Annotated in this window: 20 protein-coding genes; 1 reads left to right on the top strand and 19 read right to left on the bottom strand. The window is 61.2% G+C overall.

Going from position 1 to position 24,738, the window contains the following annotated elements; genetic code table 11:
- Window positions 1–249 precede the first annotated feature (249 nt).
- The 17 genes from F3H58_RS27165 to F3H58_RS07760 all read right to left on the bottom strand — a co-directional run bounded on the left by F3H58_RS27165 (window position 250) and on the right by F3H58_RS07760 (window position 20,696).
- Window positions 250–387: a hypothetical protein gene (locus F3H58_RS27165; RefSeq protein ID WP_188128820.1), complete on the bottom strand. Its 138-nt coding sequence runs from the start codon at window positions 385–387 to the stop codon at window positions 250–252.
- Window positions 388–486: 99 nt separating this feature from the next.
- Entirely contained in the window at window positions 487–1,929 is a 1,443-nt protein-coding gene (locus tag F3H58_RS07835; protein WP_149741808.1) for a M20 family metallopeptidase, read from the bottom strand.
- A 126-nt stretch (window positions 1,930–2,055) separates the two neighbouring features.
- Window positions 2,056–3,600 (bottom strand): ABC transporter substrate-binding protein, encoded by a 1,545-nt coding sequence (locus F3H58_RS07830; RefSeq protein WP_188128819.1) that lies wholly within the window; start codon window positions 3,598–3,600, stop codon window positions 2,056–2,058.
- Between the two features lie 29 nt (window positions 3,601–3,629).
- Window positions 3,630–4,472, bottom strand: coding sequence for a serine hydrolase (locus F3H58_RS07825; protein WP_188128818.1), 843 nt, complete (start codon window positions 4,470–4,472; stop codon window positions 3,630–3,632).
- A gap of 13 nt (window positions 4,473–4,485) precedes the next feature.
- A complete protein-coding gene (locus F3H58_RS07820) occupies window positions 4,486–6,120 on the bottom strand; it encodes an ABC transporter ATP-binding protein (RefSeq protein ID WP_149741805.1) in 1,635 nt (544 codons plus the stop codon).
- Window positions 6,117–6,935: an ABC transporter permease gene (locus F3H58_RS07815; protein WP_035221040.1), complete on the bottom strand. Its 819-nt coding sequence runs from the start codon at window positions 6,933–6,935 to the stop codon at window positions 6,117–6,119. Before F3H58_RS07815 ends, F3H58_RS07820 begins: the two co-directional genes overlap by 4 nt.
- Entirely contained in the window at window positions 6,932–7,876 is a 945-nt protein-coding gene (locus tag F3H58_RS07810; RefSeq protein ID WP_149741804.1) for an ABC transporter permease, read from the bottom strand. Before F3H58_RS07810 ends, F3H58_RS07815 begins: the two co-directional genes overlap by 4 nt.
- 180 nt (window positions 7,877–8,056) lie before the next feature.
- A complete protein-coding gene (locus tag F3H58_RS07805; RefSeq protein WP_149741803.1) occupies window positions 8,057–8,962 on the bottom strand; it encodes a LysR family transcriptional regulator in 906 nt (301 codons plus the stop codon).
- 116 nt (window positions 8,963–9,078) lie between these two features.
- Window positions 9,079–10,023, bottom strand: coding sequence for an isoaspartyl peptidase/L-asparaginase family protein (locus F3H58_RS07800; protein WP_149741802.1), 945 nt, complete (start codon window positions 10,021–10,023; stop codon window positions 9,079–9,081).
- A 45-nt stretch (window positions 10,024–10,068) separates the two neighbouring features.
- Window positions 10,069–11,607: a hydantoinase/oxoprolinase N-terminal domain-containing protein gene (locus F3H58_RS07795; RefSeq protein ID WP_149741801.1), complete on the bottom strand. Its 1,539-nt coding sequence runs from the start codon at window positions 11,605–11,607 to the stop codon at window positions 10,069–10,071.
- Window positions 11,604–12,680 (bottom strand): S-methyl thiohydantoin desulfurase family protein, encoded by a 1,077-nt coding sequence (locus F3H58_RS07790; protein ID WP_149741800.1) that lies wholly within the window; start codon window positions 12,678–12,680, stop codon window positions 11,604–11,606. The genes F3H58_RS07795 and F3H58_RS07790 overlap by 4 nt, the downstream gene beginning before the upstream one ends.
- Before the next feature lie 117 nt (window positions 12,681–12,797).
- On the bottom strand, window positions 12,798–14,393 hold the full coding sequence (locus F3H58_RS07785) for an ABC transporter substrate-binding protein (protein WP_188128817.1): 1,596 nt from the start codon (window positions 14,391–14,393) through the stop codon (window positions 12,798–12,800).
- A 42-nt stretch (window positions 14,394–14,435) separates the two neighbouring features.
- The gene (locus F3H58_RS07780; protein ID WP_149741798.1) at window positions 14,436–15,569 is read right to left on the bottom strand and encodes an S-methyl thiohydantoin desulfurase family protein; all 1,134 of its coding nucleotides are present in this window, start codon (window positions 15,567–15,569) and stop codon (window positions 14,436–14,438) included.
- Window positions 15,562–17,118, bottom strand: coding sequence for a hydantoinase/oxoprolinase N-terminal domain-containing protein (locus F3H58_RS07775; protein ID WP_149741797.1), 1,557 nt, complete (start codon window positions 17,116–17,118; stop codon window positions 15,562–15,564). The genes F3H58_RS07780 and F3H58_RS07775 overlap by 8 nt, the downstream gene beginning before the upstream one ends.
- A 14-nt stretch (window positions 17,119–17,132) precedes the next feature.
- The gene (nikE, locus tag F3H58_RS07770; protein WP_149741796.1) at window positions 17,133–18,782 is read right to left on the bottom strand and encodes a nickel ABC transporter ATP-binding protein NikE; all 1,650 of its coding nucleotides are present in this window, start codon (window positions 18,780–18,782) and stop codon (window positions 17,133–17,135) included.
- A 4-nt stretch (window positions 18,783–18,786) separates the two neighbouring features.
- Window positions 18,787–19,668, bottom strand: coding sequence for an ABC transporter permease (locus F3H58_RS07765; protein WP_149741795.1), 882 nt, complete (start codon window positions 19,666–19,668; stop codon window positions 18,787–18,789).
- Complete coding sequence (locus F3H58_RS07760; RefSeq protein ID WP_149741794.1) at window positions 19,668–20,696, bottom strand: ABC transporter permease; 1,029 nt, start codon at window positions 20,694–20,696, stop codon at window positions 19,668–19,670. The genes F3H58_RS07765 and F3H58_RS07760 overlap by 1 nt, the downstream gene beginning before the upstream one ends.
- A gap of 136 nt (window positions 20,697–20,832) precedes the next feature.
- Between F3H58_RS07760 and F3H58_RS07755 the strand changes: the two genes are divergently transcribed.
- Window positions 20,833–23,184, top strand: a complete 2,352-nt coding sequence (locus F3H58_RS07755) for a helix-turn-helix transcriptional regulator (protein WP_188128816.1) — start codon at window positions 20,833–20,835, stop codon at window positions 23,182–23,184.
- A gap of 3 nt (window positions 23,185–23,187) precedes the next feature.
- Here the strand turns inward: F3H58_RS07755 and F3H58_RS07750 are convergent, their stop codons facing one another.
- Both F3H58_RS07750 and F3H58_RS07745 read right to left on the bottom strand, forming a co-directional pair.
- Entirely contained in the window at window positions 23,188–23,898 is a 711-nt protein-coding gene (locus F3H58_RS07750; protein WP_065657222.1) for a ribonuclease activity regulator RraA, read from the bottom strand.
- Between the two features lie 34 nt (window positions 23,899–23,932).
- On the bottom strand, window positions 23,933–24,730 hold the full coding sequence (locus tag F3H58_RS07745) for an NAD-dependent epimerase/dehydratase family protein (RefSeq protein ID WP_149741793.1): 798 nt from the start codon (window positions 24,728–24,730) through the stop codon (window positions 23,933–23,935).
- Window positions 24,731–24,738 lie beyond the last annotated feature (8 nt).

Here is a 24,738-nt window from a genome sequence, read left to right as displayed (position 1 = left end):
TCTCCCAGCCGGAGGCGAACCCGAGAGCCCGCCGCTACCTCCTCACAACCAGAAAACGGAATAATGAAACCGATTTTCTGTCTGTTCGATATATTTATTCCATTTTTGGTCCAAACGTCAATGCTTTCTTCACGGCAAGGCGGCGAAGCGGCACACAAGGCGGTGATGAGGCAGGATTTCAGGAGGAAGGAGTTTCGTGGCGGATCGCCCGGAACTGCGCCGAAGCTTCTTCAACGTTACCCCCACTCGTCAGGGGAGGATCGATAAGCCGTTGAAATCATGGATGCGCGGGCCGAAACCGAGGATCACGAAGAATATGGCGGAAGGTCCGTTTTCAATGCCGGACCCGCAGACCCCGCCATTGGCAAAGCCACCGGCGGGTCTCATCTTTTCGCTTAGCGCGCCCATGTGAGGCACCATTCCACCGGCGAAAATGCGCGAGAAGGAAACGGGTTCAGCAGAATGGGCGTGTTGGTGCACCACGTTCTATCGATGGGAACCGGGCATGACATCGGCGGGAATCGGGCAGACATATTTGCCACCCTCGGTCTTTTCGTGCCACTCCCTTTTAGCGTTGGCGAGCAGTTCCGGCGAGGTCATCAGCGCAAAGCCGGTCGATGCGAGTGTTTTGGCGGCATGGGCCATGGCCTTGTGGGCGGCGGGGCTTTTGCCCTGCGCCACCACCTGCCAGGTATGCGGATTGGTGCCGATTGCCCAGGCGGGCGTCCAGCACTGCGCGGTTGGCGTCACCCAGCTGACATCACCGACATCGGTGGAACCCGCCCGGAAATGCGACTGGCCCTCGAAATCGCGCAGGCCGAGATGCAGGAGTGTCGACCCATCGATCTTCCGGTTGGAAAAGACGTCGCCCTTGATTTGGTAGAGCCGAATGCTGCTTTTGATCGCCTCGTCGGTGAAAGTGTCCTGAATGCGTTTGGCAAACGCGATATCCGCCTCGTCGAAGGCGATGGGGCCAAGCGCCACCATGTTTTCATGCATCGCCGTTTCCAGCGTGATGTTGGGCAGGAGATTGGTGGAGGCGGTATCGAAGACGATTTCCACCTCTGTTTCGGTCATCATCGCCGCGCCTCGCGCCACCTTGTCCACCCGCGCGGCAAGATCGAGCGCCTGGCGCATTTCCGGGGCTCGGATGAGATAGAGCACTTCGGCCTTCGCCTGCACCACATTCGCCGCATTGCCGCCAGTGTCAGTGATTGCATAATGTACGCGGCAATCCTGCGGCATGTGTTCGCGCAGGAAGTTGACGCCGACATTCATGAGTTCGACGGCATCGAGCGCCGAGCGGCCGAGATGGGCTGCATTGGAAGCGTGGGCCGCAACACCCTTGAAACGGTAAAAATATTCCAGCACGGCCAGATTGTTGGTCGAGCGTACTCCGTTGAACGGTGCCGGGTGCCAAGTCAGCGCAGCATCGACATCGTCAAACAGGCCGGCACGCACCATGAAGGTCTTACCGGAACCGCCCTCCTCGCCGGGGCAGCCGTAATAACGGACGGTGCCGGGCATATTATTGTCCTTCAGATGCCGGGCGAGCGCAATAGCGGCCATCAATGAGCCGACGCCAAGCAGGTTGTGGCCGCAGCCATGGCCGGTGGCGCCCACCTCACGCGGCTGCACCTCAGCCACATCGGCCACCTGGCTCATGCCGGCCAGCGCATCGAATTCACCGAGAAAAGCGATGACCGGCTTGCCGCTGCCGAATTCGCCGATGAAGGCCGTTTCCATGCCTGCCACGCCGCGGCGAACCGCAAAGCCGTTTTCCTCGAGCGCGGCGGCCAGAACGCCAGCGGATTGCCGTTCTTCAAATTTAAGTTCGGCAAAATCCCAAATGCTGTCGCTTAGGGTGGTGAAGTCGGGCTTCATCGCCTCGACTTCGGCGGCAATCGACATCACGGCGTCACGGTTCATGCCTTGTCCTCGCATTTTTGCCCTTTACGGGCACGCGCAAGCGCTTCGGCGGATGCACCGCCAAATTTCTGCGCCTCATAATGGAAAGCCCGCGCCGGGGTCCGCTTCCGGCGCGGGCATAGTGGATTAGTTGTCGACCGAGACTTCCCAGAGACGGGCGTTCGACTGCCAGACCGGCTGGCCCTTCAGCTTCTTCGTCGCGCCCCAGACATCGACCATGTCGTAAAGGAAGATACCCGGCATTTCCTTCAGCATCAGTTCGTGGAACTCATCGAAAATCTTCTGGCGCTTCGTCTGGTCGGCTTCGACATAAGCCGCCTTCATCAGCTCTATCGCCTTCGGATCGTCCCACATCAGCGAAGCGTTCTTGTCCTTGTTGCCGACATAGAAGGCATACATCAGCGCCGGGTCGAGACGTGGGGCGACCGACTGAGAGATCACCTGATAATTGCCGGAACGGCGGCGATCCACCTGCGTGGCATAGTCCAGCACCTCGATCTGCACGTTGAGACCCGCCTGCTGCATCATGGCCTGCGCCATGACGGCGGCCGGGAAGCTCGGCACGTTGCCGCGCTTGTTGGCGATGATGGAGATCGGCTCGCCATTGTAACCGGCGGCCTCCAGCTCCTTCTTCGCCGCCTCGACATCATAGGCCGGGCGCTTTTTCTGGGCCTCGTCATAATAAACCGAGTCCTGCGAGACCATCGAGCCGTTGGCTTCACCCGTGCCGTTCGATGCGGCGGCGACCAGTTCATCGAGATCGAGCGCCATCGCCATGGCGCGGCGCACGCCGGGATTGCTCAGCACCTTGTCGCGGGTCTGGATGTAGAACAGGTTCTTGCCGTTGTTGCGGGCAACGATCAGCTGCATCTTCTCATTGGTCTTGAATTCCGGAATGAGATCGGGAGAAATCTCGGCCGTATCGAGCACACCGGATTCAAGGCCCGCCTTCACCGTCGAAGCATCGGGAATGACCATAAATTTGATACCGTCGGCGAGCGGCCGCTTGGAGCCGACCATGCCGTCCGGCTTGCCGTCATTTGCCGGCGAAACATAATCGGCAAATTTGGCGAGGCGGATATATTCTCCTTTCTTCCACTCGTCCCACTGGAACGGCCCGGTGCCGATGGGCTTGGCGAAACTGCCATCGGCAGCAACCGATTCCGGCGAGATCATGCCGGTATAACCGCATTCCGGCCGCGACATCAGGCCAAGGAAAACGGCGGAGGGTTTTTCGAGGGTAATCTCGACCGCGGATGCATCCGTGGCCTTGACGCCCGTGACGTGAGCGGCCCCGCCCTCCGCAAAATCGTTGAGGCATGCCCATTTGGTTTCCGGCTTCAGGTAGCGCGTCCAGTTCCAGACGACATCCTCTGCGGTGAGCGGCTTACCATTGTGGAATTTCACGTCCTTGCGCAGCTTGAACGTATAGGTCAGGCCGTCAGGCGCGACCTCGACACTCTCGGCGAGAAGCGGCTTCACCTCGCCGGCATTGTTGTAACCGACGAGACCCTCGACGATGTGCAGGATCACGCCATCCGTATTGCCGTCGCGGTTGACGCCCGGATTGTTGCTGCGCAGATCAGAGCTCTGCGCAATGGTGATATCGCGGGCCGCCGCGATATTGGCCGTTACCAGCAGGGCAACGCCTGCGAGAAGAAGTTTTTTCACTGTTCTACCCTCTTTGTTGTCATTGATTGTCATTGGTGAAAGCCGTCCCAGCAGGCCTGTGCCAGCCGGCCGATCGTTTCGAGCGCGATGGTGTATCCCGGCGTACCGTCAGGCATCACCTGCGGCACCTCGTCGGTATAAGTGGTGATGATGAAGGACGGCGCGCCGTTTCTGTAGACGATGCCGGCATCCATGCGCCCGCGCTTGCCGCGACCGCTCTTGCTGGCCACCACAGCCTCGAAGGGCAGGCGAGAGCGGATTCCATACCGCAAAATCTGGTTCTTCAGCGTCTGCATGGCCCATTCGCACAATTGCGGGCTGCAACCGAGCTTTGCCTGCGCATCCGGCGACGATTGCGCATCGAGAATGGTCTGCAGCAGAAGCACCTGATCCGCCGCCGAGGTGGTGGTGACGGTTTTCAGCGGATGGTCGGCCGCTAGCGCCAGCGGCGGGATGAGGAAACGGTGGTGGGTATTGGCCATGCCGAGCGATTTGCAATAGCCGTCCACCTCTTCCAGCGTCAGCCTCTCCAGTACCATCTTGGTGCAGACATTGTCGCTCAGCACCATCATGCCAGCGACGGCATCGCGTAGCGAAATGACGATGCCTGGCGTCATATAACGGAACATGCCGCTCGCAACCTCTTCCGCCAGCCGCTTTTCATAGGTAACGGGCTGGTTGAGATCGATCCGCCCTTCGCTGGCGGCCTTGAGCACGGCCATCATGATCGACGTCTTGCGGGTGCTGCCCGATGGCGTCTCCTCGTTTTCTCCCCGGCCGATCTCTTCACCGGTCAGGAGATTGCGCACCATGAAGCGCGTCACGAAAGGCTGTGCATCGCAGATCGCATTCAGTTGGGCAGCCACGGTCATAGTCATCTTCCTGTTAAACTTCATCTTCCAGACGCCACTTCAGTGTCACGCCGCCCTTTTCATTCTGGTCGAGGGCGGGAATGGCCGAGAGGAGCCGGCGTGTGTAGGCCTCTCTCGGACTGTCGAAAATCGTGTCGCGGTCACCCTCTTCTATGATGCGGCCGTCCTGCATGACGACGACACGGTCGGCCACCTGCTCGACCACGCCGAGATCGTGGCTGATGAACAGGCAGGAAAAGCCGTAACGTTTCTGCAGATCGGAAAAGAGATCGAGCACCTGCGCCCGCACTGTCACGTCGAGCGCCGAGACCGGCTCGTCGGCGATCAGGAACCGCGGACGGCGGGCAATGGCGCGGGCAATCGCCACGCGCTGGCGCTGGCCGCCGGAAAGCTCGTGCGGATAGCGAGCGGCAAAGTCGGCGCCGAGCCCCACTTCCTCCAGCGTTTCCAGCGCCCGCTTGCGCTTGGCGGCCTGATCGAGACCGGGAACGAGGCGCAGCGCCTCTTCCACCAGCGCCAGAATGGTCATGCGCGGATCGAGCGAGGAATAGGGATCCTGAAACACCATCTGGCAATTCAGGCGGTAATCCTTCCAGTCCTCGTTGCGCTCGCGGCCCTGAAAGCGGATATGCCCTTCGCTCTCCTGCACCAGCCCGGCGATGGTGCGGCCGAGCGTCGTCTTGCCGGAACCGGAACCGCCAACGAGCGCCACGACCTCGCCCTCATGAATGTCGATGCTGACGCCATGCAGCGCCCGCTTCGGTTTGGCCTTCTTCAGCAGAGATTTGCGGCCGGCATAATCCACAACGATATCGCGGGCCGAAACCATTGGCGCCTTGGAGGTGTCGATATTGCGTGGCTCGCCGCGGAATGGCAGGGAGGAAAGCAGTTTTTTCGTATAGGGGTGCTGCGGCGCATCCAGCAGGTCCTCGGTGCGGCCCTGTTCGACAATCGCGCCTTTTTCCATCACCACGATACGGCTGGTATAACGTGCCACCATCGGCAGGTCGTGGCTGATGAGGAGAACGGCGGTGCCTTCCGCCCGCGTCAGCTCCACCATCAGCTCCATGACATCGCGCTGGATGACCGCGTCCAGCGCCGTCGTCGGCTCATCGGCGATCAGCAAAGCGGGTTTCAGCAGCATGACCGAGGCCAGCATGATGCGCTGGCGCATGCCGCCGGAAAACTCGTGCGGATAGGCCGTCAGCGCGCCTTCGGGATCGCGGATGCCCACCCGGCGCAGCATGTCGAGAATTTTCTCGCGGCGCTCTTCGGGCGACAATTTGGTATGAAGGATCAGCCCCTCCTCCAGCTGCCGGCCAATCGTCATCGATGGGTTTAGGGAGGTCATCGGCTCCTGAAACACGACGCCGATCTCCGCGCCGCGCAGACGCCGTAGCTCCTTCACCGGCAGGGACATGACATCCTGCCCCTTGTAGACGATCGACCCGCCGGTGACGGCGATAGCCGGAGGCAGAAGCGAGATGAGCGCGCGGGTTGCGAGCGTCTTGCCTGAGCCGCTTTCGCCGACGATGCCGAAGATTTCGCCCGCGGCAATATCGAAGGAAACATCCTTGACCACCCCGTGGCCGGTTCTGGCGACTTCGAGCGAAAGGCCGCGAACGGTGAGAAGTGTGTTGTCCGTCATTTGAGACCTCTCATGCGCGGGTCAAGCCTGTCGCGAAGGGCATCGCCCAGAAGATTGATGCCAAGCAGCGTCAGTGCGATGCACAGACCGGGGAAAAGCCCGAGCCAGACGGCCTGCTGGATGAAGGGACGGCCGGCGGCCAGCATGTTGCCCCAGGTGGGCGCCGGCGGCGGCACGCCGAGGCCTAGGAAGGAGAGCGCGCTTTCCGACAAGATGGCCCAGCCGAACATGGAGGTGGCAAGAACCGTGATCGGCGCAATGCAATTGGGCAGGATATGGCGGAACATGGTGTAGATTTCACCATTGCCCATCACCAGCGACGCCTCGATGAATTCCCGCTCACGCAGGGAAAGCACGGCACCGCGCACCACGCGGGCCATGGATGGCGTATAGGCGATGCCGAGCGCGAAGATGATGCCATACTGGTTGGCGCCGAAAACCGCGAGCAGGCCGAGCGCCAGCAGAATGCCCGGAAAGGCAAGAAGCGCATTGTTGATGGCCATGATGACGCCATCCACCCAGCCACGCGCATAACCGCTGACAAGGCCGATCAGCGTGCCGCAGATCGTCGCGAAGCTGACCGTCAGGAAGCCGATCCAGACACTGGCGCGCGCGCCGACCATCAGACGGCTCAAAACATCGCGCCCGAATTCGTCGGTGCCGAGAAGATGACTGGCGCTTGGGCCGGCCAGACGCGAGGCAAAGCCGAGCTTCATCGGGTCATAAGGGGTCCAGAACAGACCGGTTGCGGCGGTGATGAGCAGGAGGGCGATGAGAAAGCCGCCAATAAGCCCGTTAAGTGTGAACTTTTTCATTCGGCAACCACACGCGGATCGAAGAGGGGATAAAGAAGGTCGACGAACAGGTTGACCAGCACATAGGACAGCGAGACGAACAGCAGGCAGCCCTGAATGACGGGGTAATCGCGGGCGAAAATACTGTCGACCATCAGCCGCCCGAGGCCGGGAATGGTGAATACCGTCTCGATGACGGCGATACCGCCGAGAAGATTGCCGAGGATGAGGCCGATCATCGTCCAGGTCGGGCCGAAAGCGTTCTTGAAGGCGTGCCGCCAGAGAACGGCGCTTTCCGAAAGGCCCTTGGCGCGGGCATGGGTGATGTAATCCAGCCGCAGCACTTCCAGCGTGGAGGCACGCGCCATGCGGATCAGAACGCCCATTTCATGGATCACCAGTGTCATGACGGGCAGGACTAGATAGAGTATGCCACCGACGAAATTGTCGCTGATCGACACATATCCCAGCACCGGCAACCAGCCGAGCTTGAGGCCGAAAAACAGAAGAAGCAGAAGACCCAGCCAGAATGTCGGAATGGACAGAAGCAGGGTCGCCGTTCCCACCAGCGCAAGATCAGTGAGGCTGTTCTGTTTCCAGGCGGCGATCACACCGGCCGGAACCGCAATCAAGCTGGCGAGCAGCACCGCGACCACAACGATCTCGGCGCTGACGAGAAAACGCGACACGACCAGCGGCAGCACCGCCTCATCATTGACAATGGAGCGGCCGAAATCGCCCTGCACCACATTGCCGGCCCAGATGAGGAACTGTTGCGGCATGGATTTGTCGAGGCCGAGTTCGGTCCTCATCGCCTCGATCTGCTCCGGTTGCGCCATGTCGCCCAGCATCAGGGCAGCCGGATCGCCCGGAATGAAGCGGATGAGCGCAAAGACCGTAATCGACACGAATGCGATCGTCGGCAGCGCCATCAAAAGACGGCTCAGTATGAATCTTATCATCGGTTCCCCACGATTGATGGCGGGGAATGGTATCCCGCCTCTATCGGTTTCGTTGCTGGTGACTATGACGGATTGATAAATAAGGCGCAATATTATGCATAAACGTCATATATCTATGCAGAATGACGGCGCGTTTCATCCTGATGAGGACAATGAGATTTTCCGCTCAAAATCCCGTTTTCAGTCGATTTTTTGCGAAAGCTGGATTTCCCGCTTCAAGGCATCGCTCAGCGCCTGCGCAGCGATGGACAGCGGTGCGCCGGAAGCACGGGCCAGGCCGAATTCCTGCGTCGCCTGCGGAACGAATGGCCGGGCAACGACGGGAAGATGCCGGTAGAGGTTCGCATAAAAACTGCTGATGATCGTCACCCCCAGCCCATGCGCGACATAGGCGCAGGCGGAACTGTTGGTGTGGGTCTCGATCTTCACCATCGGCTTGACGCCGGCCTTCTTGAAAACCTGATCGAGCGCCATGCGGTTCGGCCGCTGCCGGCCGATCAGGATGAGCGGAACATTGCGCAGGTCCTTGACGGTGATTTCCTCAAGCTTGGCCAAGGCATGATCCTCCCGAACCACGCAGACACTCTTGCCACTCGCAACACGTTCGACATCGATGCCCGGCCCGATCTCGCCTTCCATCCGCAGGAAACCGAGATCGATCACCCGCTCGCCGACGAGCTTGTTGATGGCGGTCGTCGTTTCGAAAAATGTCTCGATGCGAACGCCAGGAAAATCCCGGACATAGTCGATCAGCATGGCAGGCGCAAAATTTTCCCACATGCTGCTCGGCAGTCCGATCCGGACGATTTCCGGACCGGCTGCGCCATTGCGCAAATCCTCGGCGTGGCCGGACATGCGGTCCACGGCAAGCAGCACGTTTTCCGCGTCCCGCGCAAGAAGGACCGCCTCCGGCGTCGGTATCAGTCGCCCCTTGTCGCGGGCAAACAGCGTCAGCGACAGGTCGGCCTCAAGTTGGGCCAGAAGCCGGCTGATACCGGACTGGCTGAGACCCATGGCCTTGGCGGTGGCGATGGTGGAGCCGGTGGAAAGAAGCGTGCGCAGAACTTCGAGCTGCTTGATGTTCATGAGGCCAGCACCATGGGTGAAGAGACGAGCCGGTTTCGGTTCAGACGTTTTGCCGCCGATAGACCTTTATGTCACCGGTTTTTTTAACGCCGCCACTTGGCCGGCACCGTCGCCGGTTACAATTCCACCTCATAGGCGGTGTCATGGGTGGCTACGCGCGCCTCTCCCGAGCGCGTCACCCAGCCGCGAAACATGCCTGATGTATTGTATGGCGCGGATATGCCGCCTTCGGCATCGATTGCGACGAGGCCCGCGCCGATATCGTAGGGTGCCAGATCCTTGTGAACGAGATTGCCGGCGGCGGTCTCCAGATCCTGCCCGAGATAGGCGACACGCGATGCGATCTCGTGGCCGACGACATAACGGATGAAAAATTCGCCCTTGCCGGTGCCGGAAACGGCGCAGGCCCCATCCCGCGCATAGGTGCCGGCCCCGATCACCGGGCTATCGCCCACCCGGCCATCCGGCTTGTTGGTGTAGCCGCCGGTCGAAGTGGCCGCCGCGAGATGCCCCTCCGCATCGAGCGCCACCGCGCCGACAGTTCCGTGCTTTTCGTTTTCCGTCGCCTCCGTGCCGGTGGCGGCATGGCGCTTCATCGCCGCCAACGCCTCAAGGCGCTTTTGGGTGGTGAAATAGGATTGCGGCTCGGTGGCAAGCCCCTTTTCCTTCGCGAAGCGGTCAGCCGCCTCCCCCGTCAGATAGACGGCACGCTCATCCGCCATCAGCGCACGGGCCGCCTTTACCGGGTTGCGGATGGCGCGGGAGGCGCTGATCGCACCTGCCGCCAGCGTTTTACCATCCATGATCGAGGCATCGAGTTCGTGAATGCCGTTTTCGTTGAGCGCCGCCCCGTGGCCGGCGTTGAAATGCGGGCTGTCCTCCATGACGACGACCGCCGCCTCAACCGCTTCAAGCGCCGTTCCGCCAGCCTTCAGCACGCCATAACCGGCACGCAGCGCCGCTGCCAGATCGTCGCGCGCAGCAGCCCACTCCCCGGCCGTCATGCTGTCTTCCGGCATCACGCCGCAACCACCGTGAATGGCCAGTGCGATCTTCGTCATGTGCTCACTCCCTCGTCGCCCCACCAGCGGCAGGGCCTCTTAGCATCAATGAAAGGCGATATCGCCGATGACCCGCACGCGCACCCGCCGCGCGCCGCCAGGCAGATAGGCGATCGGAATATCCTCCACCTCAAGCGTCTTGAGGCTCGCCCGCTCCGCGCCGGATGCGATCGCTGCGTTCTGCGCTTCGGTCTCGGCTTTCGCAAGGGCTTCGTCGCGGCTCAGGCCGGAAAAGACCTGATCGACCTCGCCGGAAACCTGCGCCATCGCCGCGCCCAGCGCATTGGCAACGCCGGCATTTTCCACGCGCAGCACTTCCGACGCACCCGGAACCGTCTCGGGGATCAGGAACGCTCCGCCGCCGACAGCAACCAGCGGCACGTCTTCGGCTGATGTTTTCATCTGGTCGAAACTGTCGGCCACCATGTCGCGGATGCGTTGAAGCGTGGCCTGCACGAAAGCCGGATCGAGGTCTTTCACACGGTCGCGATCACCCATTTCGATCAAGCCTGCGGCAACGGCGATATCCGATGTCGTCAGCGTCTCACCGCCGAAAACGCGGGCTTCCGTCAGAATGCGATAACCGACCGAGCGCGGACCGATCTTGCCCGTCTCACGGTCGACGATGGTGCCACCGCCGAGCGCAATCGGCAGAAGATCGGGCATACGGAAGAGCGTGCGCACCCCACCGATATGAACGATATTGTTAGCCTCCCGCGGAAAACCGCCGACAAGGCAGCCGATATCGGAGGTGGTGCCGCCAACATCTACCACCATGGCGCCGGAAAGCCCGGTGAGGAAGGCCGCACCACGCATCGAGTTGGTCGGGCCGGAAGCAAAGCTGTGCACGGGGTTGGCAGCCGCGACATCCGCCAGCGCCACCGTGCCGTCATTCTGGGTCAGATAAAACGGCGCTTTTACGCCCGCTTCGCGCAGCGCATCCGAAAATGCCTGAACCGTGGTCTTGCCGAGCGTTTGCAGCGCTGCATTCAAGAGAGCGACATTTTCTCGCTCGAGCAGCCCGATGCGGCCAAGCGTATGGGAAAGCGTGATGCGTGCATCAGGGATCACAGAACGGACGATTTCCGCCGCCCTCACCTCGCACTCCGTCGTCAGCGGTGAGAAGGTCGCGGAAATGGCGATGGAGGTGATGCCAGCATCGCGAATTTTCGTCGCCGCTTCACGGATTTCATCGGGCACCATCGGCACCAGCGGACTGCCGTCATATTCATGGCCGCCGTGGACCATGAAGATCAGCGGATCGACGGCATCGCGCAAATCCCGAGGCCAGTCGCACATCGGCGGCAGTGAAGAACCGGTCGGCAGAGCGATGCGGATGGCGGCAACCCGCTCCAGGCGGGCGCGCTCCACCACCGCATTGGTGAAATGGGTGGTGCCGATCATCACCGCATCAATCGGCCGGTCCGCCGCGCCGACATGGCCTGCCACATGGGCAAGCGCCGCCTTTACGCCGGACAGGACATCCTGCGTAGTTGGAACCTTGATGGAAGCAACGATGGTTTCGCCATCGATCAAAACGGCATCCGTATTGGTGCCGCCAACGTCAATACCGATGCGTTTCATGGGAATACCGATCTGAAGTCAATGTCATAACCGAAGGCGCGCGGGCCGACGGCGGCGATGCCGGCAGGTGTCGTCAAAAGCTCTGGTGCCGGCAGGGCGACAACCGTCACGCGCTGACCGTAACGCACCGATTCCGTACCGATGGCGCCGCCCGAGACAGTGTCGAGAAGGCAAAGGAGGTCGGGCGTCATGGCGACCGGCTGGCCATCGCGGAAGGCGACCGCCCATTCGTTCTGGAAGGCCAGCTCCATGCGCGAACCGCGGTCGGCATCGATACCTTCAATGCTCGTGCTGCCGCGCAGGAAACCACCTGTGGTCTCGCGGGCCACGTCCACCACCTTCCCGCGGAACAGCTGCTTGCCGCCCTCGTGGTCGAGAACCGCCTGAACCGGATCGTCATGGCGTGCACGGGCTTCCATCACCGCGCGCCCGAGTTCGGTCGCCTTGGTAACGGTGTAATGAATACCCCACTCCTTCACTTCCTTGCCGGTGCGGGGGGCCTTGCATGTGGCGGCGGTGGAACCGACTTCGGTGCAGACCTTGCGCGAGATGCGCTCCATCCATTTCCAGGAGGCCGCGCGGGTCACGATCACCTCATTGTCGCGCACATCGACCAGCGACAGCGGAAACATCGGCAGATTGCCGATGGCGAAGGATGTCATCTGCGCTTCGGGATAGGCGCGCCCCATGGCATCGGCATTCACGACCGGCCGGTCGAGCACAGCGGCGGCGAGGAAGGATGACAGCGCATTGGAACCGCCGATTTCAACGCTCATGATCGCCCGGAACGGCTTGCCGAGATAATCCTCCATCACCTCGACGGCACGGGCGAGATGCACGGGATCACCCAATCGTTCCTGACCGACAAGCGGCGCACCCATCTTGGAGACGACGGCAACCATATCGTCATCGGCAAGCGCCATGGGATCCATGACCTTCACCCGCCGCCCCTCGGCATAGAGACGGCGCAGATTGAGCGTCGAGATATAGGGATTGCCTCCACCGCCGGTTCCCAGAATCCAGGCACCGGTGGCCAGAGGTTCGATATCGTCTTCGGAAAATTCCTGGATCATGCGTCATCCTCAGGCATGCCTAAGCCTTTCCGGCCGCAGGCGATGCTCCTTCCCTTTGAAGTTCCAAGTCTGGCCGATCCCGCCTTTGTGGCGGGGTCGGTTTTCATGAGGCGGAGATCACTCCGCCTTGCAGTCCCAATGGAAGTTGGAGAAGTTCAGGTCCCAGCTCTGCATGGGAATGAACTCGTAACCCTGAAGGCACTTGTTCGCCGCGTAACGGCGGTTCGGCGCAACGGCCCAGACGTCGGGCTGAAGATCGGCGATCTTCGTCTGCAGTTCCTTGTAGGTGGCGTTCTGCTCGTTCACATCCGTGGTGGCGCGGACCTTGTCGATCAGGCCGTCGATCTCCGCATTCTGCAACCATTCCATCGACATCCAGGTACCGGAGGCCTTGGAGTGATACTGGTTGTAGAACATCGAATCCGGCGACGGATAGGTCGGCGAGATGTTCACCTGCGTCGATGCAGGCGTCGTTTCGGGCTTGGAAGACAGCTCGACGATACGGTTCCACGGCTCTGGCTTGATATCGAGCGTAATGCCGATCTGCTCGAGGCTGGATTGCAGAAGCAGCGCCACTTCCGCCTCAAAGGCCAGCGAAGCGACATAGCTGTTGACCAGCGTGATCTTCTGGCCGGCATATTTCGACTTCGCCAACTCTTCTTTGGCTTTCTCCAGATCGTAAACGCCGGGCTGGATGTCGCCGTTATGCGCATCCTTGAACGCGTCGGAGAGCGGTCCCTTCATATCGAAGCCCGGATAGATCACTTCCTGGATCGTCTTGTAGTCGGTCGCATAGGCGATGGCGCGGCGAACGTGGACGTCGTCGGTCGGATAGACCTTGGTGTTGAGTTTGATGACGAAACCACCGGCGGTGCGGGTCTGGATCAACTTGTAACCCTTCATGCGGCCGATGGATTCATAGGTGTCGTTGCCAAGCCCGTGCGAGGAAAGGCCGAGTTCGCCCTTTTCCGCCAGCGCCTTGACGGTGGCGTCGTCGCTGGTCTGCACGAAGCGTACTTCATCGATCGGCTTGCCCTTGGTCCAGCCGAGGAAATAATCGGCATTGCGGGCAATGACCATATCGGCCGAACGATTGTAGCTGACCAGCTTGTAGGGGCCGGAACCGGCGGAATGTTCGCCGACATAGGCCTCGCCCCATTTGTCTTCAGGCTTGGCATTGGCTTCGATCAGCGTCTTGTTCATCGCCATCATCAGCGGCGTTGCCGCCATGAAGGGCGAGAACTGGCGCTCGATCTTCATGACCAGCGTGGCATCGTCAAGCGCGGTGACGTTTTCAGGCTTAAGCACGCCGACGATGAGGTTCGACGGGCCCTTGTTGATGCCGAGCAGGCGCTGGATCGACCAGGCAAGATCGGCAGCCTTCACCGCCGTGCCATCCTGAAACTTCGCATCGTCTCGCAGGTGGAAGGTATAGGTCAGGCCGTCCGGCGAAATATCCCAGGATTTTGCCAGATGCGGCACGATTTCGCCCTTGGCGTTCACCGTGGTCAGGCCGTCATACATGTTCACGATGGCCATGTAGCCGGTGTAATCGGTCACCTTCGCCGGGTCGAGCGAGCTGAATATCTGCATGGTGTTGACCGCGACCGACACCTTGTCTTCCGCAAGGGCTGCGGAAGAGATAAGCGGCAATACGAGCGCCGTGCCGAGCGCCAGCGCGGCGAGACGGGAAGAAAGTACAGGCATTTTCATTTTTGTTCTCCTCTTTATTGCGGGTCATTGGCCCGCTTATGGTTAGGCAGCCTTGCTGACCGGAACGGGCAGCGGTGAGAAAGGAATGTCCGGATAACCGAAGGCCGCCGGCCCGACGACCTCAAGTGCGCGGGCGCTGCGCAGCAGGTCGTGGCAGGGGATAGCGATGACGGCCACGCGCTGGCCATAACGCAGCACTTCGGTGGTGATCGGATAACCGGTGTCGACATCCAGCAGGACGATCAGGTCGGGCACGGTCACTTCCACCTTGCCGTCACGGGAAAACAGCAGGAATTCGTTCTGGATGGCGACGCCCGCCGTCTGGCCTGCGCAATCATCGAAGCCGGAGAGCGTGAGATCGCCGACTGCGAAACCGCCGCGCAGGTGGCGCTTCAGATCGGTGATCTTGCCGTTGAAGATGCGCCGCCCGCCTTCCAGCGCGCAGACCGCGGCAATCGGGTCTTCCTGCTGCTTGCGGGCGCGGATCACTGCCTCACCGATGGCAATCGCCTTGGTATAGGTTTTCGGAATGCCGTACTGGTGCACGTAATGCGCCTGCATCGGCGCGGTCGCCAACATCGCACCGCCGCCCTGCGAGACGACGCAGGCGCGCGCCATGCGCTCGTGCCAGACTTCGGAAACGGCGTGGCTGAAAATGACGGCATTGCCGTGCAGATCGCACATCACCGACGGTGTGGAACTATGGCCATAGATGGAGAATGTGGTCATCTGCATTTCCGGGAATGCCCGGCCCATGCCGTCGCAATCGAGGATCGGCAGGCCGCCCAGCGCCGCCGTCACCAGCGGGTTCATGGAATTGGAACCGCCGATTTCCTCGCAGACGATGGCGTCGACAGGCGTGCGGATCAGCTCTTCCATAGCCCGCAGGCAGCGCAGGCCCTCGCGCCCTTCGCGAATGCGCTCGACGCCGACGACAGGCGCGCCGATGCCGCCGATGGACATGCAGAGCGCGTCCGGCTCGATGGCGTCGGTTGCGAGGATCTTCATCTCGTAACCGGCCTTCATGGCCTCCAACGCCAGAAGCTTGCCGAGATACGGATTACCGCCGCCGCCCGTGCCGAGAATGCCGGCACCGATTTCCAGCGCATCGAGATCTTCACGGGTCAGCGTCCGCAATGCCGTTTCGTCATATTTCAGCTTGCGTGTCTCAGCCATGATTGGCTCCCATTTCTCCAACAACCTTTACGTGAATGCGGATGGCATTGCCGGGCAGGTAAGCCAGCGGCATATCCTCGCGCTCGATCACTTCGAGCGTTTCGGCAATCGCGCCGGCGGCAATCGCCTTTTCGCGGGCCTCCGCTTCTGCCTCCGCCAGTGCGCTCTCGCGCGTGCGTCCATCGACGAGTGAGAAGACCCGGTCTGTCTCACCGCTGATCTGCGCAATGGCCGCGCCAACGGCATTGGCCACCGAAAAATTCTCAGGCCGGATAACCTCAAGATCACCGATGCGATCCGGCATCAGGATGGAACCGCCGCCAACGGCGATAACCGGCACCGGTGACGACGAGATGCGGCTGCGCTCCACGCAGGCTTCAAGCATGTCGTTGATCTTGCTGACGGCAGCATCCACCAGTCTTTTATCAAGGCTGGAGACCAGCGCCTTCTCGCCCACATCCGCCTTGCCGGAGGCAACGGCGATATCGGTCGCCGTCAGGGTCGAGCCACCGAAGCAAAGCGCCTCGCGGCGGACGCGGTAACCGACGGATTTCGGGCCGACGGTCAGGCCGTGATCGCCATTGACCACCAGCGAGCCACCGCCGAGACCGATGGAGAAAACGTCAGGCATGCGGAAATTGGTGCGCACGCCGCCAATATCCACCGTGGTCGAGGCCTGACGCGGGAAGCCGTGCGACAGCGAGCCGACATCGGAGGTGGTGCCGCCGACATCCACCACCACGGCATCCCTGAGACCGGTGAGGAAGGCTGCACCGCGCATGGAGTTCGTCGGACCGGACGCGAAGGTGAGCACGGGGAAACCGCGCACCACATCAGCCGCCATCAGCGTGCCGTCGTTCTGGGTGATATAGAAAGGGCAGGTGATGCCCGCAGCCTTCAGCGCCTCGCCGAAAGCCGCAACCGTGCGGTCGGCAAGCGACAGCAGGCTGGCATTCATGATCGCCGCACTTTCCCGTGCAAGCAGGCCATGGCGGCCAATATCCTTGGACATCACCACCGGCAGACCAGGGCAGCGTTCCTGAAGGATTTCCTTCGCTCGCAGCTCCATCGCATCGTTAATGCCGCTGAAAACGCAGGTGACGGCAGCGGCCTTCAGGCTCTTGGCGCGAATATCGGCGGCGATGCGAACGATCTCGTCCTCATCGAGCGGCGAAATTTCGCGGCCGTCGAATTCATAACCGCCGCGCACCTGATAACCGTGATTGCCGACGATTTCCCGGAGGTCATCCGGCCAGTCGACCATGGGCGGCAGGCCGGCGCCGGACGGCAGGCCGAGCCGGATGGCTGCAACCTCGTCCATATGCCGACGCTCGATCACCGCATTGGTGAAATGTGTGGTGCCGATCATCACGGCACCGATGCGCACCCTGTCTATGGCCGATGCCTCGATGACCTTTTCAAGGGCTTCGATGACGCCTGACGTCACATCCTCTGTCGTGGAGGCCTTCACCCCCGCCAGAACGGTCTTATCCTGCAACACAACGGCATCGGTATTCGTGCCGCCGACGTCAATTCCAACGCGATACACGTCAGGCTCCTCTTTCATAAATCGGTCGATTTAACGAGGAAGCGCATGCGCTCCTCCTCGGTCACCGTGGGTTTGAGACGTTCTTCCTCGTCGGTGACGACGGGGATGGCCGCGATCAGGGCGCGGGTATAGGGATGGGCCGGTTCGGCGAAGACCGCCGACGTCACGCCCTCTTCGACAATTTCGCCCCGCAGCATGATTGCGATGCGCGAACAGAAATTGCGCATCAGCGACAGGTCGTGCGAGATCATCAGATAGGTCAGGCCAAGCTCCTCGCGCAGTTGCAGCAGAAGGTCGATCACCGTCTTCTGCACGGACACATCGAGTGCGGCCGTCGGCTCATCGAGGATGAGAATTTTCGGCTCGGCCGCCAGCGCGCGGGCAATCGCCACACGCTGCTTCTGGCCACCGGAAAGCTCATGCGGATATTTGCCGAGATAGGATTGCGGCAGCCGCACAAGCCCCATCAGTTCCTGCATGCGATTTTCACGCGCCTGCCCATCTATGCCGATGGATTTCAGCGGCAAGGCAAGCGTCTGTTTCACCGTGCGCTTCGGATTGAGCGAGGTGCCCGGATTTTGATAGACGATCTGCGTCAGCCGTTTGCCGCGCGCAGGCGCCGGGGCGTCAATGACAAGATTGCCTGACGTCGGGCGCGAAAGGCCCATGATCATGCGCGCGACCGAGGTCTTGCCGGAACCGGATTCGCCCGCAAGGCCAAAAACCTCGCCCTGCTTCAGCGTCAGGTTCACATCCCGCACGGCATGGTAGCCATTGCGCCGGCCATAAATCTTGTTCAGCCCTTCGATGGTGATGATCGGCTGCCGCGTGCTCTGCACCAGATCGGTGACGCGCGGGCCATAAAGCGGCGGCACGGCATCCAGAAGCGAGCGCGTGTAATCCTCGGCGGGGCTATGCAGGATTTGAGTGCAGGGTCCGGTCTCGACGATATCGCCGTGATGCATGACAACGACGCGGTCCGCCACCTTACGCACGACGCCGAGATTGTGGGTGATCATCAGCAGCGCCATGTTTTCTTCGGCAACCAGCTGGTTGATGAGGTTGAGGATTTCATCCTGCGTCGTCACGTCAAGCGCCGTGCCCGGTTCGTCGGCGATCAGGAGCTTCGGCTGGTGCAGCAGCGCAAGTCCGATCAGCACGCGCTGGCGCATGCCGCCCGAAAGTTCGGAGGGATAGGCGTTCATCACCCGTTCGGTATCCGCAAGCTGTACCCGACGCAGCACGGCCGCGATACGGTTGCGGCGCTCGGCCTTGGACGAGTTGATTCCATCGCGTTTGTCGGCAAAACGCATGACATCATCGAGATGCGTGCCGATCTTGAAGACCGGATTGAAGGACGATAGCGGGTCCTGCATGATCAGTGAAAACGCAGTCCCCTTCAGCGCCTCACGCTCCCTGCGCGGTAAGGAAAGCACATCCCGGCCATCGATGACGATCGCACCGGAGGTGATCGCGGCGTTTTTCGGCAGGGTACCGATGATAGCCTTCGCCGTGACCGATTTGCCCGACCCGGTTTCGCCGATCAATGCCACGCGCTCGCCGGCGGCGACCGTGAAGGCGACATCGCGCAGCACCTGCCGGGTGCGGCTGTAATTGGTGAAGGTGACGTTGAGGTTTTCGACCTTGAGAAGCGGTTCAGTCATGGCCTTAGCTTTCCAGGTCGAACATGTCGCGCAGGCCGTCGCCCAGCAGGTTGAAACCCAGCGTCACGTAAAGCACGGCCGCACCGGGGCAGAGCACTTCCCACCAGAAATCCGGCATGAACTGGCGCCCGTCGGCGACCATCGATCCAAGGTCAGGCGTCGGCGGCTTGACGCCGAAACCGAGGAAGCTCAGCGTCGCGCCGAACAGAATGACGAAGGCGGCATCGAGCGTCGTCTTGACCGATATGACCGAAACGCAGTTGGGCAGTATTTCGCGGAAGAGGATGTGTAACGGGCCGGCACCGGCAAGACGCGCCGCCTCGATGTAATCTTCCGAAGCGATGGACTTCGATACCGAATAGATCAGCCGCGCGTGCCAGGTCCACCACAGCAGCGTGATCGCGATCATGGCGTTCATCAGTGTCGGTTCCAGGAGGTTGGAGACCGCGAGCGCCATGACGAGTGGCGGCATGGCCAGCATCACATTCGTCAGGCCGCTGATAAGTTTTTCAGTCCAGCCACCGAAATAACCGGCGATCAGGCCAAGAACAGTTCCGACCGGAACGGAAATGCCGAGCACGCCGATGACGAGAAGCAGCGAGACGCGGAGCCCGAAGATGGTGCGGGAAAAAATGTCGCGTCCTGCCTTGTCGGTGCCGAACCAGTGTTCGAGATCCGGCGGCATGTGGCGGGCGCGGAAATCGACAACCGCGCCAATATGTTTCGGATAGGGCGTAAGCCAGGGTGCGAAGACCGCCAGTACCAGCACCGACAGAAGGATCAACGAGCCGATGACCGCCGCCGGATTGCGGCTGAAGCGATACCACATCATGTAACCGGCGCTTAAGCTCCGATCGGTGGGTTCGAGCATTTTCATATCAGCCATCAGCGAGCCTCCTTGCGGCGCAGGCGCGGGTCGATGATCGAGATCAGGACATCCACGATCAGGTTCGCAACGATGAAGAACAGGCCGGCCACCAGCACCACGGCGGTCACGGCATTGAGGTCTTTCTGCAGGATGGCGTTCAGCCCGTAGGAAGCGAACCCGCCCCAGGCGAAGACCATCTCGATCACGAAGGCATTGCCGATCAGCGACGCGAATTCGAGACCCATGATCGTCAGCGGCGCGATGGAAGAGAGCTTCAGCAGGTAACGGAAGATGATGACCCGCTCCGGCACGCCGAAGCTTTGCAGGGTGAGCACATGGTCCTTGCGCTGGTTCTCGATCATCGAGGAGCGCGTGATGCGGGTGATCTGGCCGATGCCGGCCATGGAAAGTGCGAAGGCCGGCAGTGCGAGATGCTTCAGCGCATCGAGCACGACGTCGAAACGTCCGGCAAGCACGCCGTCGACAAGGATGAAACCGGTCGGGCCGCCCTGCCAGCCGAGCGCGTGGTCGAGCCTGCCGATGATCGGCCAGCCGGAGAGAAACCGGGCGGCCAGCAATTGCAGCGTGATGGCGAAAAGAAAGCTCGGGATCGTGACCCCGGTGAGCGAGAGGATGCGACCGATATGGTCCAGCGGCCGGTCGCGGTAATGCGCCGTGATGACGCCGAGCGGGATGGCGACGAGGAACATGAAGATGACCGAGACCAGCACCAGCTCCACGGTGGCGGGAACGGTCTGCGCGAGATCGGTCGTAACCGGACGCTGCGACACCAGCGAAAAACCAAGATCACCGTGCAGCGCCTTGCCGATGTAGTCGAGATATTGAACGGCGAGCGGCTTATCGAGGCCCATTTGCCCGCGCAGCGCATCCACCTGCTCCTGCGTTGCCGCAGGACCGAGCGCCATGCGGGCGGGATCGCCCGGCACCACGCGGGCCAGCACGAAAATCATGATGGACAGGGCGATCATGACCAGCACGAAGGTGCCGAGCCTGTTCAAAATCGCGACCAGCGGATGTTGCTGCATCGGTGGAACGTTCCTTGTGCATCGGTTGCGTGAGCACAAGTTTTCACCACATGTCCGTTTGAACAATCTGGAAAAGGTATAGTTTTTTGAAAGATGAGTATAGGTTTTTAAGATTAAATCCCCTAAGCCTTTGCGAATGATGCTCCTTCCCCGCGCCCGCCTCTGCCGCCGCATCGCCAGCGAGACCGCCGGCGTGGTCTTTCTGCGGGCGCCTGCGGGTGCGGGAAAAAGCGTGCTGCTGGAAATGCTCGCAAAAGAGCTCGGAACCGAAGTGTGCCGCACGCACCAGCCGCGAAGCGACGAGACCGCGAATGGCTGTCTCCTGTGGGACGTGCCGGTTTTCGCACGGGCCGCGCGCATGCCGGCCGCCATTCTGGAAGCGGTGCGTCTGGTGGTGATCGCCTGCAGGCCGGATCAACGGATCAGCGGACTGGCCCGGCAAATCCTGCATCGCGGTTCGCTTACCATCGGAGCGAATGAACTGCTTCTTGGTGAGGACGAGGTGAAAGACCTGCCACCTGAGCAGAAACGTCTCGCACTCCACGACTATGCGGGTTGGCCGGCTTTTCTGTCACTGGCGCGTTTTCCGAATGAAACACTGTGTGTCGACTATCTGCGGGAAAACTACCTGCCGCATCTTTCCCCCGCCCAGACGGTTGAGCTTTCGTTCTGGCTGGAAAACCCTTCTGCGGAACCCGAGGCGGACTGGACCGAACTGCTGCCGCCTTCCCTCACTGGAAATCCCGACAGCCACCCCACCCTGATACGTCTTCTGGGCGTGGCTGCACGGGAACGTCTCGCCACCCTGCAGGCAGGCAGCGCCGTGGTGGAGGTCGCATCGGCTTTCGAAAAGGAAGGGCGGGCGCTTGCGGCCATGGCGATGCTGCTCGACCGTGGTTATGAGACCCATGCCGCGCAAATCCTAGAACGCGCCCATGGCCGCGAACTGATCTATCGAAGCAGCGTCGACAGGTTTCGCGAAATCATCATGCGGTTTTCGCAGGATATGATCGCAACGAATGAAACCGTGCTCTTCGCCGTTACCCGCGCCCTGCTGAAACAGGGGGAATTGCAGCGCGTGCGCCATCTGCTCGGCAAAAGCCTCGGGTCGGATTATCTCGATCCGCTGAAAGTGCTTGCCCGTGGCTCGCGGTTTTCCTTCGCCGCACGCACCTTCCGGCTGAACCTGATGATTGCCGAGGACCTGACGCCCAATGACGCGGTGATAACCCGCCTCGCCGAGTTCATGGCCGACTACCCCATGGACGACCACGCCAAATGGGCGGCCTATTACAATGCACTGCTGGAATTCGAAATCCGCCGCCGCAATTTCCGCGAGGCGGAGGCTGCCGCAGCGCGTGCGCTCATCTATCTGCGCAAGATGGGCGGGCAGCCGCTGCTCGAATTTTTCATCCATCTGCACCAGATCGTGCTGCGGCTGATGAGCGGCGATACGCTTCTGGCGCGCCACGCGGCGCAGGAGGCGCGTGCGCGGCTGGAACAGGTGCCGCATGACGCCGTTCAGGAGTTCCGGATGCTGCGGCTGGCGGAAGCGTGTCTTGCCTATGAGGCGGGAAAACCGCGCGATCTCCTGCATTTCGTCGAACATGAATTCGATCATTTCGCGGCGGCCGAGATATGGCCGAGCCTGATGCAGTTTGCCCTACATTATGCTTCGCAGGTGCTGATCGATCATTTTCCGATGACTGTGCGCCCCGGTTTTCTCGACGGTCTGTGGATCCATCTTTCGGAAGGGCTGCAATTCCATGCGATGATGGAGATCAGGACGGCCATCGCCTATCAGAACGCCAACCGCTGGGGGGACGCGGCCGCAACGCTTTCGGCGATCCGCATGCCCATGGGCCGCAACTGGGTGGAGAGCGCGCATGAGGATCTTTCTCGCCTGACGCGGCGCGATGAAATCGCCTATGTCATGGCTTGGCTGCGCGATGCGGTGCATCTTTTCACGCCGCGCGCCTATCTCTCCCGCCAGATCGACGCGATGATCGCCAATCCCAAGGTCACCAACCGCGAGAAGGTCGCGCTGCGTATCTGGCAGAGCTATGCCGCGCACCAGCGCCGCGACAACGCCGCCGCCCGCGCCCATATCCTCACCGCCCTTGAATCCGCGACCCGTCTTGGCTGCAGCGGTGTCCTGTCGGAGGAGCGCATCTTCCTCTCACCGCTTCTGAACAATCGCCGCATCCGCAGCTTTATCGAAACCTCTTCCGATGTCCGCACCGCGCTGTCGATTTTCGCCGCCTCGGTCAACTCACCGCAGGCGCGCGCCCTGCATGGCGGGCTTTCGCAGCGGGAAGCGCAGATGCTGCAACTGCTCGCCAGCGGCATGTCGAACAAGAAGATTGCCCAGACGCTCAACATTTCGGAAGTGACGGTGAAATTTCATCTCGGCAACCTGTTCCGCAAGCTGGATTGCAAACGCCGCGCGGAGGCGATCCGCGCGGCGAAAGCACTGGGCTGGTTGTAAGGTTCAGCGGTTGTTCTTCTTGCGCCATTCGGCAAAAGCCGTCTGGTGCTCTTCCTTCGTGCAGGGGTAAAGCCCGATGATCGTCTGGCCGGCCTTGACCTGCTCCACCACGAAATCCTCGTAAGCCGTCATTTCCACCGCCTCGGTCGCCACGTCGTCGGCAATGCCAGCCGGGATGACGATGACGCAATCGGCGTCGCCGACGATGATGTCACCCGGAAACACCGGCGCATCGCCGCAGCCAATCGGGCCGTTGATTTCGATTGCCTCGTGTTTGGTGAGGTTGGTGGGGCTGGAAGGGCGGGTGTGGTAAGCTGGAATATCCAGCTCGGCAATGGTGGCCGCATCCCGGAAACCGCCATCGGAAACGATGCCGGCACCGCCGCGAACCATCAGGCGGGTCACAAGAATATCGCCGGCTGAGGCGGCGGTCGCATCCTTGCGGCTGTCCATGACAAGCACATGGCCCGGCGGGCAGGTTTCGATGGCGACACGCTGCGGATGGGCGGGATTGCGGAATTCGACAAGCTGGTTGCGGTCTTCGCGCGCCGGCATATAGCGCAGGGTAAAGGCCGGGCCGACCATATTCTTGCCCTTGTAGCCCAGCGGGCGCACACCCTGAATGACCTGGTTGCGCAGACCCCGCTTGTAAAGCGCCGTCGCCAGGGTAGCGACGGAAATCGTCATCAGTTTTTCGCGCGTTTCATTGTTCATGTCTGTCTCCTCGCAGTGGGCGGATGGATGTGTTTCAAGTCCTGTGAATGGGCTCGTCTGTGAAGACACCGCCCTGATATTTTGCGATTGCGGCCTCGGGATCGGGGCGCGGCACATCGCGTTCGACTTCCGCACGGTAGCGCGCGGCATTGTCGCGGCGCTGCCAGCCGAGAAAATCGACATGGGAATTATCCCACCAGCTGTCGTCATTGGCGGAAACGCCCCAGATGACCGGGCAACCAAGTTTCTGCACGCGGAAGGTGGCCTCGATCAGCGAGACGAAGTCACCGTAGCTGAGCCAGGTCGATAGCATCCGCCAGTTGGAGGGCTTTTCTTCGCAGGACCCGATACGGACGATGGCCGTCTCCTGGCCGAATTTGGAGTGGTAGAGGCTTGCCATCGCTTCACCGAAAATCTTCGAGACGCCGTAAAGGCCGTCCGGCAGAAAGGGCGTTTCCGGCTCGAGCTGCTGTCCCTGCGGATAATAACCGATCGTGTGGTTGCTGGAAGCGAAGAGAATGCGCGGCAGGCCGTTTTGTCTCGCCGCTTCGTAAAGATTGTAGACGCCGCGAAGATTGGCGGCCTCGATGGGATCAAAAGCCTTTTCCACCGAAATACCGCCGAGATGGACGATGCCGTCGCAGCCCTTCACCAGTTCATGAACCGCCGCCTCGTCTTCGAGCCGGCAGTGAAAAAGCTCCTCATAGGGGGCTGCCTCCCCGAGATCGACGACATCAGAAAGGCGGATGGTCTCGGCGATATGGCCGAGCCGCCCGCGCAGCATGCTGCCCAGCTTGCCGCCGGCGCCAGTGAGGAGCAATCGCTTCAACATGATCGCGT

Origin of the sequence: Rhizobium sp. NFACC06-2 (assembly GCF_900101425.1) — a bacterium.
Classification (GTDB): Bacteria; Pseudomonadota; Alphaproteobacteria; order Rhizobiales; family Rhizobiaceae; genus Agrobacterium; species Agrobacterium leguminum.
The sequence above is the reverse complement of the archived record's forward strand: the minus strand, read 5'-3'. Positions and strand labels throughout refer to the sequence as shown.